This is a genomic window from Pantoea sp. sgz302252 (assembly GCF_042610525.1).
Classification (GTDB): domain Bacteria; phylum Pseudomonadota; class Gammaproteobacteria; order Enterobacterales; family Enterobacteriaceae; genus Erwinia.
The window spans coordinates 118,526-133,033 of record NZ_JBHDVM010000007.1; the positions used below are offsets into that span (position 1 = coordinate 118,526).

Consider the following 14,508-nt stretch of genomic DNA (forward strand, 5'->3'; position numbering starts at 1 on the left):
TAGTTAACCACATTAACGAAGATTTATCAGGTCAATTGCGGGAATAAGCCGCTATTACGGAAGGATGAACGGTAAAGCTTTGGCCAGCAGCCGGGAAAAGTAAAAAAGGAAGAAGTATAGCCGGAGCCTGATGCCAACCCCGGCTTTAGCCATTATCAGTTAATGATATTCAGCGTCACATCAATGTTATCGCGAGTCGCGTTGGAGTAAGGGCAGACGATATGCGCGGCGTCCACCAGCTTTTTCGCTTCCGCTGCATCCATGCCTTCCAGATGGATATTCAGTTTAGCTTCAATACCAAAACCGGTTGGCAGCGGCCCTATGCCCACTTCACCTTCGATAAAGGCTTCTTTCGGCATGGCGATTTTGTCACGGTTGGCCACGAACTTCATCGCGCCCAGGAAGCAGGCCGAATAACCAGCGGCAAACAGCTGCTCAGGGTTAGTGGCTTCGCCGCCTGCGCCGCCCATCTCTTTCGGCACGCCCAGTTTTACGTCCAGCACGCCGTCTGAAGAGGTGGCGCGACCGTCACGGCCGCCGGTGGCTTTTGCTTTAGCACGGTAAACGACTTTTTCTAAAGACATCAGGCAAACTCCTTTCTTTGGGTTATATGCGCTATTAAATCGCGAGCGACTTAATGTAGCGACTGTAATCAGTATAGTCTTTCTTCAACGGACGCGGCGGCCCGCTCTTAACCGTTAAGGTTATCGCGCAGCTGTTCCAGCTCCGCTTTCAGCGCCCGCATCTTTTCTTCATCGCAGGCGGCAGCACTGCTGACGGCCTGCGGCAGATCGACCGCTTTCCGGCGCAGTTCGCGGCCCTGTTCAGTTAGCGTAACCACTACCTGGCGCTCATCTTTACGCGAGCGTTGACGATTCAGCAGGCCAGCCGCCTCTAATCTTTTCAGCAGCGGCGTCAGCGTGGCCGAATCCAGGAAAAGGCGTTCGCCGATATCAGAAACCGTGACGTCATCGCGCTCCCACAGCACCAGCATTACCAGATACTGCGGATAGGTGATATCAAGCTGCGCCAGCAGTTGCCGGTAAAGCTTGTGCAACGCCAGGTTTGCGGAGTAAAGCGCAAAGCAAAGCTGTTGATCAAGCAACAGTGGCGAGGCTTCTACTTTTTTGTCATCTTTATCTCTGATCATGGTCAAAAATATAAATAGCGCGCTACATAATTGCAAGCGAATCTTAATGCTCAGGGGGGAAAGGATGTATTCACTGGAAGAGAAGGCCCGCCGCTACGCCAGCAAAGCGCATGCGGAAACGGGCCAGCGTCGCAAATATACCGATGAGCCTTATATCGTGCATCCGGCGGCGGTAGCAGAACTGGTGCGCAGTGTTACCGACAGCGAGACAATGCTGGCAGCAGCCTGGCTGCATGATACTGTGGAAGACACTTCAAGCACCCTGGCGGATATTGAAAGCCATTTCGGCGCAGAGGTCGCCTCCCTGGTGGCGATGTTGACCGACAGCAAACAGCCGCAGGCGAAAAATCGCGCGGCGCGCAAAGTGGCGCATTTTTGTCATACCGCGCAGGCATCGGGCGATGCCCAAACCATCAAACTGGCTGACATTATCGATAATACGCGCTCAATAGTTCACTACGACCCGCATTTTGCCCGCGTCTATCTGGTGGAAAAGCGTGTGCAAATCGAATTGCTTAAGGCTGGCGACAGCGGGCTGTGGCAACAGGCTTCCACTATCATCGAAAACGGCATCGGGCAACTCAAGCTGGCGCCGCATCATGTGCCGCCCGTCTGGTTCGACCGCCAGCAGCAGAAATATCAGCTGCCGGAGTAGCGCCAGCAGCGTTCCGGCCTTTTTAAGCATCTTATTAACTCAAATCAGTGTTTTTAACCCGGTAATACCGTCAATGCCGCGTGCGGGCGGCATTATTTGGTAAGCCCTTGCTGAATCGATACCTATAATCGCCCCGACTAAAATAAGGGGCGTTATGCAATCTGATTTACTTTTTATCCGCCGCAAGGCGTTGGCTTTTCTTGGCTGCGCGCTGTTTCTCGCCACAATGATGGGAATGGTTTTTATCGATGTACGCTGGATGAACAATGGCGTCCATGAAACATCGTTTACCGAAATCGCTCAGGAGTTAATGCTGCTGACCATCGCGCTACTCTTCTTTCATGCCGCCTTCCGGCAGCCTGCCGTCAGGCCGACGCTGGTACTGATCGGCGGCTTTTTTACCTGCATGCTGATCCGCGAGCTGGACTTTTTATTTGACGAGCTGTCGCATGGTAGCTGGGTCTGGTTCGCGCTGGCGGCTACGGCAGTTTGTATCGCCATCGCTGCGCCACAGCCAAAGCGCGCCGTAGCGGGACTGGCCGATCTGCTGCGCCATCCCAGCTGGGGCATGATGTGTGCGGGCTTACTGACCATCCTGGTATTCGCCCGCCTGTTCGGCATGCGCGACCTCTGGCAGCACCTGATGCTGGACGGCTATAACCATACGGTGAAAAACATGGCGGAAGAAGGCTGTGAACTGTTGGGATACAGCCTGTGCCTGCTGGCCTCGTTAAGCTATCTGTACGGCGATCGCCCTAAAGCGAAAGCAGCGTAAAACGTTGCCCGCCGCGCCGCCGGCGGTCTGCAAGCCCGGTGTAAAAACCGGGCTTTTTTATGCCTACTGCCGATAGAAAATATCGCCGGACTCCGCTTTCAGGATGCGACCGTCCGCTTTGGAAATCAGCACGTAGTTGCCGCCCATATAGGTCCAGTTGCTGCCTTCTTCAGGTGCTGGCAGGTTGCGGGTTTTCCAGTCCACAATTTCATATTTTTTAGTGCGGTAACGATCGGGCACTACGCTGCCGATAGTAAAGCGCTGAAAATCAGCAAAGAAATACTGGATTTCGTAGGGATGCGCCGGATCGCGTTGCGGCGCGGCTTCCTCACCCGACGGCGACTGCGCCTGCGCAGGCGTTTGCGCTTCCGGCGCGACAGGGGCTTGTGGAGCCTCAGGCGCAGCTGGTGCATCCGGAGCGGCTGGCGCATCCTGTGGTGCAGCGACCGGCGCCTCCTCGGCGAAAGCTGTGGAAACTAACGGCGCAGCGGCCAAAAGGACAGACAAAAGAACGAACTTCGACTTGCTCATGAGTTTCTCCGCTGAGAAAAGGAATTATCAGTGGCACTGGTCAGCGAGGAAGCGCCACTTTGTCACGCGCACATTATCCTTTCTTTTCGGGCAAGGGAAGCGGGGAAAACGCGACCCGCCTTTTTGCCACCGCTTTATCTTTTATGCTGCCCCTTGTCGTACCGATCAAAAACCACCGACGGTACGCCATAAGGGAGTCTATTTAATCGATTTAGGATTGGCGACCGGCAGCGTCGCCAGCGGCTTGATCTCTTTCAGCACAAACATGCTCTGCATCTCTTTTATGCCGGGCAGACGGCGGATAACCGACATCGCAAAATCGGCATAAGAATCCAGATCCTGCGCCACTACCTGCAGCAGAAAATCAGCATCGCCGCCAATGCTGTAACAGGAGACGACCTCTTCCAGCGCGCTAACTTCTTCCTCGAATTTGCGGGCCTCCGCCTCGCTGTGGCTGTCGATCACCACGCGGACAAAGACCATCACGCCCAGGCCGATTTTTTTCCGATCCAGCACGGCCCGGTATCCCTGAATAATGCCATCGTCCTCCAGCCTGCGCACTTTACGCCAGCAGGGCGATGCCGACATGCCTGCTTTTTCCGCCAGCACCTGATTGGTCATGCGGGCATCATCCTGCAACAGCTGCAGGATTTTTATTTCTGTCTTATCCAGGGTCATAGCAGAACATTCCTTTCTCTTAGCCACGTTATAGCGGTCATTTTTTCCTGGCAAAACCGGTTAGGCAAGCAATATAGGTAACAATTTCCTCATTTATTCCGCCATAATACTTTTGTTTTTTTAATGAATAGTTGCAATAACCGGCAAAGATAGTGAGACAACCATGTTAATGCATATTGTATCCTTTACCTTTAAAAGCCCGTGGAGCTGGGCTTCACTACAGGCCATAGAGGCTGAGCGCGAAACCAGAGACCATCCTAATCACATCGCAGAAATTAAAGGATGGACCTGCGGCAGAAATATCGCCCGTCGGAAGATCGCGGCAGATTTCGTCGTTGCCGGTCTGTTCAATAATCGGGAAGAACTGGAAGCCTATCTGGTCCATCCCAATCATCAACAGGGCGTCGCAAAATGGCAGGCCATTGCTGACTGGGTAGTGGTGGATATCGACCTGGAAAGCGATTTCACACTTAATACGGGTCTGTTAAGCGCGCTGGGTGCCGCTGGAGCCACATACAACTAATATTTTCAAGAGGTTAAAATGAAATTCGACGCCAGCCAGCATCGCTGCACCATTATTATTGATAAAGATTTACCAGCCGGACTGGCCATGAACGCCGCCAGCGTAATTGGTATTAGTTTTGGCCGCACAACGGAGAATCTGGTCGGCCCGGATATGCAGAGCGTGGATGAAGTTAACTATCCGGGCGTAATTTATAGCCCGCTGCCGGTACTGTTGGCGCCTAGTGACTATATTCGGGAACTGCAGCGAATCGCTAAAGAAGAAGACATTTACGCTATGCCCTTCAGCGCGCTGGCGCAATCCTGCAAAACTTATGACGAATATGGTGAAAGAATTTCTTCAGTCAGCAGTGAAAATATTGAGCTGGTCGCTATAGGGCTGATTGGACCGAAGAAAAGAATCACCAGACTGACCGGTAATCTTGCGCTTTATAAATAAATAATTAAATTCTTTTTATCCCGGCCTCTGCAACGCGCACCTTATGCTCGTTGCGGATAACTATGCCGTCTGGTTGTACATCCCTTAATTTAAGGAAACCCTTATGTACGCTATATTTAAAGAAGACCTTTTCCTCAAAGCCAAAGAAATATATAGTCAGCACAGTCATTTTGAAGCGGGTGGAATTAATATTGACGAACTTTCTTCGCACCAAAATAAAGCGTTAAGAGAAATATTAAAACATGTTACTACCCATTCGCCATTCTACAGAGAAAGACTTTCTGGCCTGACCTTTAATGATATAGAAAATTTAACTACCAGCGATATAAAAAGACTCCCTTTCACCACGAAAGACGATCTTCGCTCGCAGGGCGCATCGCTGGCTTCCTCTCCTTTACATAAAAGCTGGATTTATTACGAGACTACCGGTACTACCGGCTCGCCCACGCCTTGCCCGCGTAATGAAATTGATTCTATCTACAATAATACGCCGCTGATCGTTCACTATCGGGAAATTTTCAATCAGCACGGCGAAGATCATATTGTGGGCGTGATGGGGCCAAGCGAGCTTCACTCAACTGGCGATACGTTCGAGGATGTTTTCCGCAGTTTGGGCCACAGCGTGGTAAAAATGTGGCCCCGTTCGCCGGTAGTCGGCATGAAGCGGGTCATGACGCTGATTGACGAGCTGAAAATTACCGCACTGGTTTGTACGCCAGCAGTAGCAATTGCCGTAGCGCGTTTTATGAAAGAAGCGGGTCGGGATGCTGCGGAAAGCAGCGTAAGACTAATCCTCACCGTTGGCGAACTGACTACCCCCGCGCTATTAAGGAATATCGGCGAAATCTGGGGCGCTCAGGTTTACAGCTGCATGTATGCCTCGCAGGAATCCTCCATTCTGGCCGTCTGTAGCTATGACAGCTATCTCTACACCGTACCGTTAAATAACTTTTATGAAGTGATCGATCCGGTTAGCGGAGAGAGCTTTGACATTACTCAGGGGCAGGTGACAGGTGAGCTGGTTATTACCCATCTTTATCAGGGGCAGAAGCCGCTGATCCGCTATCGCACTGGCGACCTAGTGCGTTCAACCTGGATGCCTGACGGCAGCCAGAAACTGCTGCCGCTGGGCCGCGTACGCGATGTGCTGACCCTTAACGGCAGGCCGTGGTGCGCCTGGGAGTTAGAAGCGGCGCTGTTGGATAAACTGCATGGCTGTCTGGACTACGCCATTCGTATCGATCGCCAGCAGCAAACGGACGTGCTGGATATTACCGTAGAGATGTTCGATCCGAACCAGGATGTCGGCCCACAGCTGGCGGAAGTAAAAAAATGGATAGAACAAAAGATTGAAGGCGTGCAGGTGAGGCTCACCGCCGGAGAAACCGCCGCCGTGACAGGAACTTCTGCCATGGTCAGCTGGAAAGCCGCACGCCTGCACGATCTGCGTCCGGAAGGCGACAATACGGATCGTGATGCCGCGCTGGCTTTGATTAACCGTGGGTTTAAATAATGAGCGAAGCGATGGATACCAAGCCTGCACACCATCCCTGGGTTTACCTCAACGGAGAAATGGTTGCCGCACAGCTGGCGCAGCTACCCGTTACGACTCAGGCTTTTAATTATGGAACGGGCGTTTTCGAAGGAATTCGCGGCTATGCCAGCCATGACGGCGGTAACGTTAATATTTTCCGCCTGGATGCGCACATTGCAAGACTAATCAGCTCCGCCTCGCTGCTGCTAATCAATCTGCCGACACCGGCAGAAATAGCGGCTACCGTCCGCGACCTGCTGCAACGCAATGATACGCAAGGCGATTGTTATATTCGTCCGCTCGCTTTCAAGCGGCATTTGCTACCGGGCAGCGGCTTTGGCGTCCGGCTTTCCGGCGTCAGCAGCGGCTTTTCCATCAACAGTCTGCCAATGACAACTTACGTTAAACAGGATGGCCTGCGCTGCACGATCTCAGGCTGGCGCAGAGTGTCGGATAACGCTGTGCCAGCCCGCGCTAAAATCACCGGCAGCTATGTTAACTCCGCACTGGCAATGGAAGCGGCTCAACGCGGTGGCTACGATGACGCACTGATGCTCAATAGTCACGGCAACGTAGCCGAGGCGACCACCGCCAATATTTTTGTGGTAAAAAAAGGCAAACTGATTACGCCGCCGATCTCTGCCCATATTTTAGAAGGCATTACCCGCGATAGTGTTATTACACTTGCGAAGGATTTCTTTAATATGACAGTAGAAGAAAGGGATATTTTACCTTCGGAGTTATTAACGGCTGACGAATGCTTCCTTAGCGGAACCGGACTGGAAATTGCACCGGTTAAACAGTTGGACCATCACGCTTTACAAAGTATGGCAAGCGAAAGCGTGACGCAAAAAATCAGGCAAGTCTATCAACAGGCTGTGCGTGGTGAACTCAAAGATTATCAAAGCTGGCTGACCTCGGTGTATTAATAAAAATATTCAGGCGAAAAAAAATGAACAATCATTTTATGGATATGGGTTTAGACCGCGCAATCAATTTACCTGTTTATACGCTTGGCCCGAGAGGAACAAGCAGTGAATATGCTTCACAGTTTTTTTGCAGATGGATGAATGAGCGATATGAGCAAAGTCAACACGCTCTACGGCTTAATAATACTTACGAATTAGCCAGAGATAATTTACGCAGCGCTAGCGGGTTACTTATTGTCGCTAACGCCTATCCCAGAATAAATGACTTTTATATGGATACCAGCCTGAAGCTGCTGGCGACATTTTTATTCGATACGCCGCTCTATGGTCTGGTGGCCTCTAAAGCGCTGCCCGATCGCCCGCTTTATATCGCCTCCCATCCTGCGCCTGTGCCTTTGATTCAGGAGCTGTTGCCTGCGGGATTAAAAGTCGAACGTATTGTGGAGATGCCGTCGACCAGCGCGGCGGCTCAGGCCGCAGCCTGCGGCGAAGTGGATATGGCGCTCACCACCGAGATAGCCGCCCGTCTGCATAACTTGAAATTTGTTTCCGCCGTCCGGCCTATTCATATGCTCTGGTCCGTGTTCGGCTCACAACTGCCATAAGGAATTCTCGATGAAACTGCTTACCCTGCATACCATTGACAGCGCGCCAGCCGCCAGCCGCCCGCTGCTACAAAGCTCAATTGACGGTTTCGGCTGGATCCCCTGGCAAAGCGCCTATATGGCCGAATCACCTGCTCTGCTTTCTTCTTACCAGTTCGCGCATGACGCTTTTTCGGCGTGTTCGCTGAATGAAGAAGAGCGGGCTATTGTCTGGATAACGACCGGTATGATTAACGACTGCGCCTATACCATTCAGGCACATAGCTGGATAGCGCAGCATAAAGGCGTAGCCGCCGGGACAATCAGTCAGTTGTTGACGCAGCCGGAGGCACTTCCTTCTCGACTGTCAGCGCTGCACCAGTTTACGCGCGCCGTGGCGTTGGCACAGGGCCATATTCCCGCTAACGAGGCCAGCGCGTTCCTGCAGGCTGGCTTCACTAAGGAAAATATGCTGGACGTTATCCTTGGGGTCGCGCAAAAAACGATGTCTACCTTGTTAAACAGCGTAGCCGAAACGGATATTGAGCCGCAGTTTATGACGACCAGTCAGGAAGCCAGCTAATGCGTTATTTTGACCGTGAGTTTGTCGAGCGGACATTATCTCCGGCGCTGGCGCTACAGCTTAGTCAGGAAGCTTTCGCCCTGGTCAGCCGGGGCGAGGTAGAGCAGACGCTGCGATCTGTCATCGCTTCCGGAGAGGGAAGCCTGATGGGCACCATGCCCGCTTATATCAGGAGCGGCCCTTACGCCGGTTTTGGCCTGAAAACCGTTAAGGTCGATTTCAGCCAGCCGGGGCGCGCTTCACACGAAGGCGCCATTCTGTTGTATGACGCTTTTGCCGATGGCGGTATGGCGATGGTGGATGCAGGCTCCGTGACTGAAATCCGCACCGCGGCAGCTTCGGCGCTGGCGACAAAGCTCCTGTCCCCGCCTGATGCCAGGCATCTGGCCATTCTGGGTACGGGCGTTCAGGCCAGGAAACATGTGCAGATGCTGCTGGCCGTCAGGCCGATTCGCCAGATCTCGCTCTGGGGAAGAAACTCGGAGCGCGTAGCGCAATTTGCCGAATGGTGTGGCGGCTACAACCTGCCGGTAACTATTGCCGATACGCCAGCGCAGGCCGTACAGGATGCGGACATTATCTGCACCCTGACAGCGGCAAAGAAACCTTTTTTACATCGGCGCGATTTGCCGCCGCGCTGCCACATTAATGCGGTCGGCGCTTCGGCTCGCGGTTTTCAGGAACTCGCTGCCGATGTTTATCCCGCCGTTGAGCTCTACGTGGATTCACGTGAGGCGGTCTGGCATGCATCAGATTGCCTGAATCAAGCGCGAGACCAGGGACTGATCGCTGCCGATCGGCGCGGCAAAGAAATTGGCGAACAGGATCCTTCTACAACTTTGGTTGCCAGATCGACTCTGTTTAAATCTGTCGGCGTAGCGGCGCAGGATCTGGTTTTTGCCAGGGCTCTCGTTGCTTTGGCCAGCTCCATTAAATGATGCAGGGAAAACGCATCAGAACTACTACGTAAAGGGAAACTCATGTTAGGAACCGCACAAATTCTCTCCTATATCGCCGCGCTGGGTCTGGCGGCCGCTATTCCCGGGCCGGGTATGACTGCGCTGGTTGCGCGCAGCGTCAGCAGCGGCGCCGTTACCGGTTTTACCATGCTCACTGGTTTGATCCTTGGCGATCTTATCTATCTTTCCATCGCGGTATTTGGTCTGGCCGTGATTGCGCACAGCTTTACCCCGTTGTTTACGCTGATTAACTGGGCGGCAGCGATCTACCTCTGCTGGCTTGCCTGGCAGTTCTGGAAATACAATCCACAGGCGATTGATATCGACCGGCGTGCTGACCGCAAGGAACTGTTTTCCGCCTGGTTTTCCGGTTTAACTATTACGCTGGGCAATCCAAAAACCATCGCATTTTATCTGGCCATTCTGCCGCTGGTTATGTCGCTGGATAACGTTTCGCTGCAAACCTGGGGCATGATGCTGGTGCCGCTGACGATCCTTGTGCTGCTGGCCGTTGGGGCCATTTTTATCCTGGCTGCGCTCAGGATCCGGCATTTTTTAACCAGCGCCCATGCGCAGAAAATCCTGTTCCGTTCGGCTGGCGCGATTATGCTGCTGGCCGCTGTCGGCATGGTGGCGAAAACGTTGTAATGCTTCTGCCCCGGCAGCTTACTGCCGGAGCACTCTTCTCTATTTATGAGTATCATTCATCATCGCTATCCCGGTATAGCCCATTATCCACCTGCTTCTTTTCTTCATAATGATCTTCTCTTTTGTAAAAGCTGCTTCTCAAATTAGTCAGGAGATCATCATGCAAAAACGTATCCTTGGTCAGTCAGGGCTGGAAGTGTCCGCGCTTGGGCTCGGCTGTATGGGGCTGAGCTTCGGTTACGGCCCGGCTACCGAAACCAGACAGGCCGTCGAACTGATCCGCGCCGCCGTTGAGCGCGGCGTCACCTTCTTCGACACGGCGGAAGTTTATGGCCCTTACCTGAATGAAGAAGTGGTTGGCGAAGCGCTAAAGCCGTTCCGCGATCGCGTGGTTATTGCCACCAAATTCGGCTTCACTTTTGGCGATGACAACAAGCAGCAGATTTTAAACAGCCGCCCGGAACATATTCGCAAAGCGGTTGAAGGCTCGCTGCGCAGGCTCAAAACGGACGTTATCGATCTGCTTTACCAACATCGTGTCGATCCGGAAGTGCCAATCGAAGACGTGGCGGGCGCGGTAAAAGATCTGATTGCGGAAGGTAAAGTAAAACATTTCGGCCTTTCTGAAGCTGGCGCAAACACTATTCGTCGCGCGCATGCGGTGCAGCCGGTAGCGGCGCTGCAAAGCGAATATTCGATGTGGTGGCGCGAGCCGGAACAGGAAATCATGCCGCTGCTGGAAGAGCTGGGTATCGGCTTTGTGCCTTTTAGCCCGCTGGGCAAAGGTTTCCTTACCGGCGCGATCAGAGCAGGCAAAACCTTCGGCGAAGATGATTTTCGCAGCAAGGTACCGCGCTTCGCCGCAGAAGCGCTGGAGGCCAACGAAAAGCTGATTACACTGCTGGCGGATCTGGCGGCAGAAAAAGAGGCAACTTCCGCGCAGATAGCTCTGGCCTGGCTGCTGGCGCAAAAACCCTGGATAGCGCCAATTCCCGGCACCACTAAACTACACAGGCTGGAGGAAAACCTGGCGGCGACCGACATTTCACTGAGCCAAAGCGATCTGCAAAAAATTAGCCAGGCGCTGGAAACAGTGAAAGTCGTCGGCGAGCGCTACCCGGCAGAAATCCAGGCTCGCGTGGGACGTTAATACCAGAATAAAGGCTGGCCGCGGCATAACGCCAGCCTTTGTCCTTTCCACACGCAATCCTGTCCGCTTTTGGCCTTCAGCTTGCGTCCTGCACCCGTCATGATGGGCTTCCCCTTGCTGATAACGGAGCCTGAAATGACCGCCACCCTACTTTTAGTGATTGACGCGCAGGAATCTTTTTATCACCGTGGTTATCTGGAAACAGAAGAAACGCCCGCTTTTGAGCAAAAACTCAGCCAGCTGATCGCCGGCTGTCAGGCGTGTGGCATTCCCGTTGTGGATGTGTTTCATGTAGAAAGCGAAGGGCCTTTTTCCCTCTCCTCGGGCCTGGTGAAACGCCTGCCTTTTTTGTCCCATCAGGCAATGACGACGGTACACAAAGGAGTCCATAACGCACTGACCGACTCCGGGCTGGACGAGTGGCTTCGCGAACGCCAGATTAAAAATTTGATTATCAGCGGCATTCGCACTGAACAGTGCTGTGAAACCACCGCCCGCGTGGCTTCCGATCTGGGCTATAACGTTACCTTCGTTACCGAAGCGACCTTAACTTTTCCGATTACGCATAAAAATATCAGGCTCAGCATCGCGGATTTACGTCACCGCACCGAAAGCGTATTGATCAATCGCTTTGCCACTATAGCGACCGTTGAAGAGTGTTTACAGGCGCTGGCGTAGAAGCCCAGCCGCTGCGGCTAATCCCAGGAGAGTAAAAAATATGGCCTATCCAGTCTGGTTTTTAACCTTGCCCGGCGTCATGACGCTGGATATGACCGGCCCGGCGGAAACATTGCAGTTAGCAGATGGGGCCTTTAGCCTGCACTATATTGGGCCAGAGGAGAGCGTAATGACATCAACGGGCATGGCAATCGGTCAGGTGGGGCCGCTGCCGGAGAGTTTGCCCGACGGCAGTCTGTTAGTCATCCCGGGCGTGGCGGACTCCGCCATTTCTTTCGATACGCCGCAGGCCATCGCGGCACAACACTGGCTGATGCGCCTACAGCCAGCTATCCACGCGCAGCGCATTAAGCTGGTTTGCGTCTGCTCCGGCGCTGTTCTGGCGGCCCGCAGCGGCCTGCTACATGGTGTGCGTTGTACTACTCATCACGAAGTGATCCATCGCCTGAGAAGCGCAGAACCAGCAGCGATTATCGAAGAAGAGCGCATTTTCGTGGAAGATCGCAATATCTATACCAGCGCAGGCATTACGGCGGGTATCGATCTGGCGCTGCATTTGATTCATCGGCTATGCGGTTCCCAGGCGGCTCTGGCAGTGGCGCGGGAAATGGTCGTCTGGTTCCGCCGCTCGGGCGACGATCCCCAGCTTTCACCCTGGCTGCGCCACCGCAACCATATCAATCCGGTGATCCACCGCACGCAGGATTTGCTGATAGCCGAGCCGGAAAAAACCTGGACGCTGGAGGCAATTGCCGCACGCGTTCATGTCAGCGCCCGTCATCTGAGGCGCCTGTTCAGGCTGCACCTGGGGATGAGCGTTCGGGATTATCAAGAGCAGCTAAAGCTGGCGCTTGCCCATCAACGTCTACAGCAAGGCGAAGGCGCGGAAAAGGCGGCGCTGGCGGCAGGTTTTTCTTCCTCTCGCCAGCTCAGACGTGCGCTTCAGCGCTGGCCTGATTAAACCGCTTAACTCACCAGCTGTCGCCTGTCCAGCTTCCTCAGCCCCAGCGCCAGCGCCAGACTGCCCACCAGGGTGATGGCGAAAACCAGCGGGATATCCAGCAGCGGCCGATTGGTATGATCAAAGTGATGCGTGCGCATAAAATGGATAAATAACGCATGGAAACCGTAAATGGGCAGTGAGTTACGCGAAATAACGCCCAGAACCGGCAAAATCTTTCTGTTGAGCGCGTTTTTAAACAGCACCAGCAGGCTGACAGCGGCAATAAACACAACCGGGCCGCAGTATAAATACCAGGTATCGGCAAAAGCGCCGTTGATCGCCATTTGGGTCTTCGTTCCCAGCGCAATGCCCGCCACGCAAAGCATAAAGGTAACGCCAGCCAGCCAGCTGATGCCGCGCCCGCCGGTCTCCATTGTGCCCAGCGCGCGGCCAAACAATGCGTAAAGCACGTAATAAAAACTGTCGCCGTTAATATAAAGATTTAGCGGCAACCACTGAAAATGGCCTACGGATTGATCGACAGTATTGGGATTGCCCAGCACCGCCAGCACCAGCACTACCGCCGCCAGATAACCCGGACGGACGTTTTTTACCTGGATTAGCGGCGAAAGCATATAGATAGCGATAATCGCAAAAAAGAACCACAGGTGATAAAACACGGGTTTTTGGAAAAGCAGCCGGATAGAAATGCCCTGGCTAATAGGCGTCAGCAACGTGATATAAGCCAGTGCCACCGCGCTGTAAAACAGCAGGCAAAGCACGATGCGCAGGAAATGGCGGCCTTGTGCGCTGCGCTCGCCGAAAAAGAGAAAGCCGGAAATCATAAAAAAGAGAGGCACGCAAACCCTGGAGGCGGAATTCAGCAGATTAGAAAGATCCCAGGTATGCTCTCCTACCTTTGGCGCATTGGTTATATACCAGGTGGTGGTGTGGATCATGATTACCATCAGGCAGGCCACCGCGCGCAGGTTATCTATCCAGGCGATCTTTTCTTTCATCTTTCCCTCTCCTCGCATCAATGCGTAACAGAGGGTAGCCGGGCGTGAAATGTTCAACAACCTCAGCGGCAAGAAATCAGACTCTCCCCGAAAGGCTGGTTTGCATTAAGCGGGCTGAATCTCTCCGTCCCGCTTAATTTTCCCTGGCTGGCAAAACCAGTTGTAGCGTAACAAGGTTTACAAAACGGCGTTTCTTATTTTCACGTAAAATCGCTCGTCCGGCATGGCGGAATGATGCCCTATGGGATTATTTCATCCCTGGCGCCTGCCGGGTCAAAACCCAGCGCCAGCTTTCCTGCCGTTCCGGATACACAGCGGTTTTCAGGTTACTTTGCCGGACGGCTGGCTCTGCCTTTGGGACACTTTCCTCCACGCAGACGCGCTGCACTTTCAGCTGCTGCCTGTAGCGGCCCGTTTGCTCTGTTTTTACTTTGCGGGTAAGGCACTGGATCCGCTCAGCATGGCGTAAGATATAGGATATTTGAAACGAGGCCCGCCGCTCGGTAATAGCAAAAGCGTCCGAGATTTGTTCACGATCGACCCAATCGTTCTGCTGCATGCACCACATTGCGATAAGAACATATAAAGGTTGATCGGCATATTCTTGCAGTGACGGCGGCACGTTGGCACCGTCATGGTTTCGTTGTTTTACCGCTTTGCGCAGTAAAGGTTGTTTCCCTACATGGTGTAAATTCACATCTTTCTCCTTCTATGATGTAAAAAACCCTGCC

19 protein-coding genes are annotated in these 14,508 nt (G+C 53.3%); 13 read left to right on the plus strand and 6 right to left on the minus strand.

Translation table 11 applies throughout. The annotated features are described in order from the left end of the window. Positions 1-155: 155 nt before the first annotated feature. Together ACETPC_RS14515 and ACETPC_RS14520 are read right to left on the minus strand one after the other, a co-directional pair. Positions 156-584, minus strand: a complete 429-nt coding sequence (locus ACETPC_RS14515; RefSeq protein ID WP_380182421.1) for an organic hydroperoxide resistance protein — start codon at positions 582-584, stop codon at positions 156-158. A 107-nt stretch (positions 585-691) separates the two neighbouring features. Then, positions 692-1,150, minus strand: a complete 459-nt coding sequence (locus tag ACETPC_RS14520) for a MarR family winged helix-turn-helix transcriptional regulator (RefSeq protein ID WP_380182692.1) — start codon at positions 1,148-1,150, stop codon at positions 692-694. Positions 1,151-1,214: 64 nt separating this feature from the next. On the opposite strand from ACETPC_RS14520, the gene ACETPC_RS14525 reads away from it, so the two are divergent. After that, complete coding sequence (locus ACETPC_RS14525; RefSeq protein ID WP_380182423.1) at positions 1,215-1,805, plus strand: HD domain-containing protein; 591 nt, start codon at positions 1,215-1,217, stop codon at positions 1,803-1,805. Positions 1,806-1,959: 154 nt separating this feature from the next. Then, the gene (locus ACETPC_RS14530) at positions 1,960-2,580 is read left to right on the plus strand and encodes a hypothetical protein (RefSeq protein ID WP_380182425.1); all 621 of its coding nucleotides are present in this window, start codon (positions 1,960-1,962) and stop codon (positions 2,578-2,580) included. Positions 2,581-2,643: 63 nt separating this feature from the next. On the opposite strand, the gene ACETPC_RS14535 is transcribed toward ACETPC_RS14530, so the two are convergent. After that, positions 2,644-3,111: an RcnB family protein gene (locus ACETPC_RS14535; RefSeq protein WP_380182426.1), complete on the minus strand. Its 468-nt coding sequence runs from the start codon at positions 3,109-3,111 to the stop codon at positions 2,644-2,646. A gap of 198 nt (positions 3,112-3,309) precedes the next feature. Beyond that, the gene (locus tag ACETPC_RS14540) at positions 3,310-3,789 is read right to left on the minus strand and encodes an Lrp/AsnC family transcriptional regulator (protein WP_380182428.1); all 480 of its coding nucleotides are present in this window, start codon (positions 3,787-3,789) and stop codon (positions 3,310-3,312) included. 163 nt (positions 3,790-3,952) lie between these two features. Between ACETPC_RS14540 and ACETPC_RS14545 the strand changes: the two genes are divergently transcribed. The 11 genes from ACETPC_RS14545 (at position 3,953) to ACETPC_RS14595 (ending at position 12,776) form a co-directional block, all read left to right on the plus strand. Further along, entirely contained in the window at positions 3,953-4,312 is a 360-nt protein-coding gene (locus tag ACETPC_RS14545) for a Dabb family protein (protein ID WP_380182429.1), read from the plus strand. 18 nt (positions 4,313-4,330) lie between these two features. Continuing rightward, positions 4,331-4,750, plus strand: a complete 420-nt coding sequence (locus tag ACETPC_RS14550) for a DUF2000 domain-containing protein (RefSeq protein ID WP_380182431.1) — start codon at positions 4,331-4,333, stop codon at positions 4,748-4,750. Positions 4,751-4,853: 103 nt separating this feature from the next. Further along, the gene (locus ACETPC_RS14555; protein WP_380182433.1) at positions 4,854-6,263 is read left to right on the plus strand and encodes a phenylacetate--CoA ligase family protein; all 1,410 of its coding nucleotides are present in this window, start codon (positions 4,854-4,856) and stop codon (positions 6,261-6,263) included. After that, positions 6,263-7,213, plus strand: coding sequence for a branched-chain amino acid transaminase (locus ACETPC_RS14560; RefSeq protein WP_380182435.1), 951 nt, complete (start codon positions 6,263-6,265; stop codon positions 7,211-7,213). Before ACETPC_RS14555 ends, ACETPC_RS14560 begins: the two co-directional genes overlap by 1 nt. A gap of 23 nt (positions 7,214-7,236) precedes the next feature. Beyond that, entirely contained in the window at positions 7,237-7,818 is a 582-nt protein-coding gene (locus ACETPC_RS14565; protein ID WP_380182437.1) for a bacilysin biosynthesis protein BacA, read from the plus strand. Positions 7,819-7,828: 10 nt separating this feature from the next. Further along, positions 7,829-8,380 (plus strand): carboxymuconolactone decarboxylase family protein, encoded by a 552-nt coding sequence (locus tag ACETPC_RS14570; protein ID WP_380182439.1) that lies wholly within the window; start codon positions 7,829-7,831, stop codon positions 8,378-8,380. After that, complete coding sequence (locus tag ACETPC_RS14575; RefSeq protein WP_380182441.1) at positions 8,380-9,318, plus strand: ornithine cyclodeaminase family protein; 939 nt, start codon at positions 8,380-8,382, stop codon at positions 9,316-9,318. Before ACETPC_RS14570 ends, ACETPC_RS14575 begins: the two co-directional genes overlap by 1 nt. 42 nt (positions 9,319-9,360) lie before the next feature. Continuing rightward, positions 9,361-9,987, plus strand: coding sequence for a LysE family translocator (locus ACETPC_RS14580; protein WP_380182443.1), 627 nt, complete (start codon positions 9,361-9,363; stop codon positions 9,985-9,987). A gap of 160 nt (positions 9,988-10,147) precedes the next feature. Next, entirely contained in the window at positions 10,148-11,137 is a 990-nt protein-coding gene (locus ACETPC_RS14585) for an aldo/keto reductase (protein WP_380182445.1), read from the plus strand. A 135-nt stretch (positions 11,138-11,272) separates the two neighbouring features. Next, positions 11,273-11,815 carry a cysteine hydrolase family protein gene (locus ACETPC_RS14590; protein ID WP_380182447.1) on the plus strand — a complete coding sequence of 181 codons (543 nt, stop codon included), beginning with the start codon at positions 11,273-11,275 and terminating at the stop codon, positions 11,813-11,815. A 40-nt stretch (positions 11,816-11,855) separates the two neighbouring features. Beyond that, positions 11,856-12,776: a GlxA family transcriptional regulator gene (locus ACETPC_RS14595; RefSeq protein WP_380182449.1), complete on the plus strand. Its 921-nt coding sequence runs from the start codon at positions 11,856-11,858 to the stop codon at positions 12,774-12,776. Between the two features lie 5 nt (positions 12,777-12,781). On the opposite strand, the gene ACETPC_RS14600 is transcribed toward ACETPC_RS14595, so the two are convergent. Together ACETPC_RS14600 and ACETPC_RS14605 are read right to left on the minus strand one after the other, a co-directional pair. Continuing rightward, a complete protein-coding gene (locus ACETPC_RS14600) occupies positions 12,782-13,777 on the minus strand; it encodes an acyltransferase (RefSeq protein WP_380182451.1) in 996 nt (331 codons plus the stop codon). Positions 13,778-14,024: 247 nt separating this feature from the next. Further along, complete coding sequence (locus ACETPC_RS14605; protein ID WP_380182453.1) at positions 14,025-14,474, minus strand: CaiF/GrlA family transcriptional regulator; 450 nt, start codon at positions 14,472-14,474, stop codon at positions 14,025-14,027. Between the last annotated feature and the right edge of the window lie 34 nt (positions 14,475-14,508).

Excerpts from the sequence above, each read along its gene's own strand:
- ACETPC_RS14515 (WP_380182421.1), bottom strand. The coding sequence starts at position 584 with ATGTCTTTAGAAAAAGTCGTTTACCGTGCTAAAGCAAAAGCCACCGGC.
- ACETPC_RS14520 (WP_380182692.1), bottom strand. The coding sequence starts at position 1,150 with ATGATCAGAGATAAAGATGACAAAAAAGTAGAAGCCTCGCCACTGTTG.
- ACETPC_RS14525 (WP_380182423.1), top strand. The coding sequence starts at position 1,215 with ATGTATTCACTGGAAGAGAAGGCCCGCCGCTACGCCAGCAAAGCGCAT.
- ACETPC_RS14530 (WP_380182425.1), top strand. The coding sequence starts at position 1,960 with ATGCAATCTGATTTACTTTTTATCCGCCGCAAGGCGTTGGCTTTTCTT.
- ACETPC_RS14535 (WP_380182426.1), bottom strand. The coding sequence starts at position 3,111 with ATGAGCAAGTCGAAGTTCGTTCTTTTGTCTGTCCTTTTGGCCGCTGCG.
- ACETPC_RS14540 (WP_380182428.1), bottom strand. The coding sequence starts at position 3,789 with ATGACCCTGGATAAGACAGAAATAAAAATCCTGCAGCTGTTGCAGGAT.
- ACETPC_RS14545 (WP_380182429.1), top strand. The coding sequence starts at position 3,953 with ATGTTAATGCATATTGTATCCTTTACCTTTAAAAGCCCGTGGAGCTGG.
- ACETPC_RS14550 (WP_380182431.1), top strand. The coding sequence starts at position 4,331 with ATGAAATTCGACGCCAGCCAGCATCGCTGCACCATTATTATTGATAAA.
- ACETPC_RS14555 (WP_380182433.1), top strand. The coding sequence starts at position 4,854 with ATGTACGCTATATTTAAAGAAGACCTTTTCCTCAAAGCCAAAGAAATA.
- ACETPC_RS14560 (WP_380182435.1), top strand. The coding sequence starts at position 6,263 with ATGAGCGAAGCGATGGATACCAAGCCTGCACACCATCCCTGGGTTTAC.
- ACETPC_RS14565 (WP_380182437.1), top strand. The coding sequence starts at position 7,237 with ATGAACAATCATTTTATGGATATGGGTTTAGACCGCGCAATCAATTTA.
- ACETPC_RS14570 (WP_380182439.1), top strand. The coding sequence starts at position 7,829 with ATGAAACTGCTTACCCTGCATACCATTGACAGCGCGCCAGCCGCCAGC.
- ACETPC_RS14575 (WP_380182441.1), top strand. The coding sequence starts at position 8,380 with ATGCGTTATTTTGACCGTGAGTTTGTCGAGCGGACATTATCTCCGGCG.
- ACETPC_RS14580 (WP_380182443.1), top strand. The coding sequence starts at position 9,361 with ATGTTAGGAACCGCACAAATTCTCTCCTATATCGCCGCGCTGGGTCTG.
- ACETPC_RS14585 (WP_380182445.1), top strand. The coding sequence starts at position 10,148 with ATGCAAAAACGTATCCTTGGTCAGTCAGGGCTGGAAGTGTCCGCGCTT.
- ACETPC_RS14590 (WP_380182447.1), top strand. The coding sequence starts at position 11,273 with ATGACCGCCACCCTACTTTTAGTGATTGACGCGCAGGAATCTTTTTAT.
- ACETPC_RS14595 (WP_380182449.1), top strand. The coding sequence starts at position 11,856 with ATGGCCTATCCAGTCTGGTTTTTAACCTTGCCCGGCGTCATGACGCTG.
- ACETPC_RS14600 (WP_380182451.1), bottom strand. The coding sequence starts at position 13,777 with ATGAAAGAAAAGATCGCCTGGATAGATAACCTGCGCGCGGTGGCCTGC.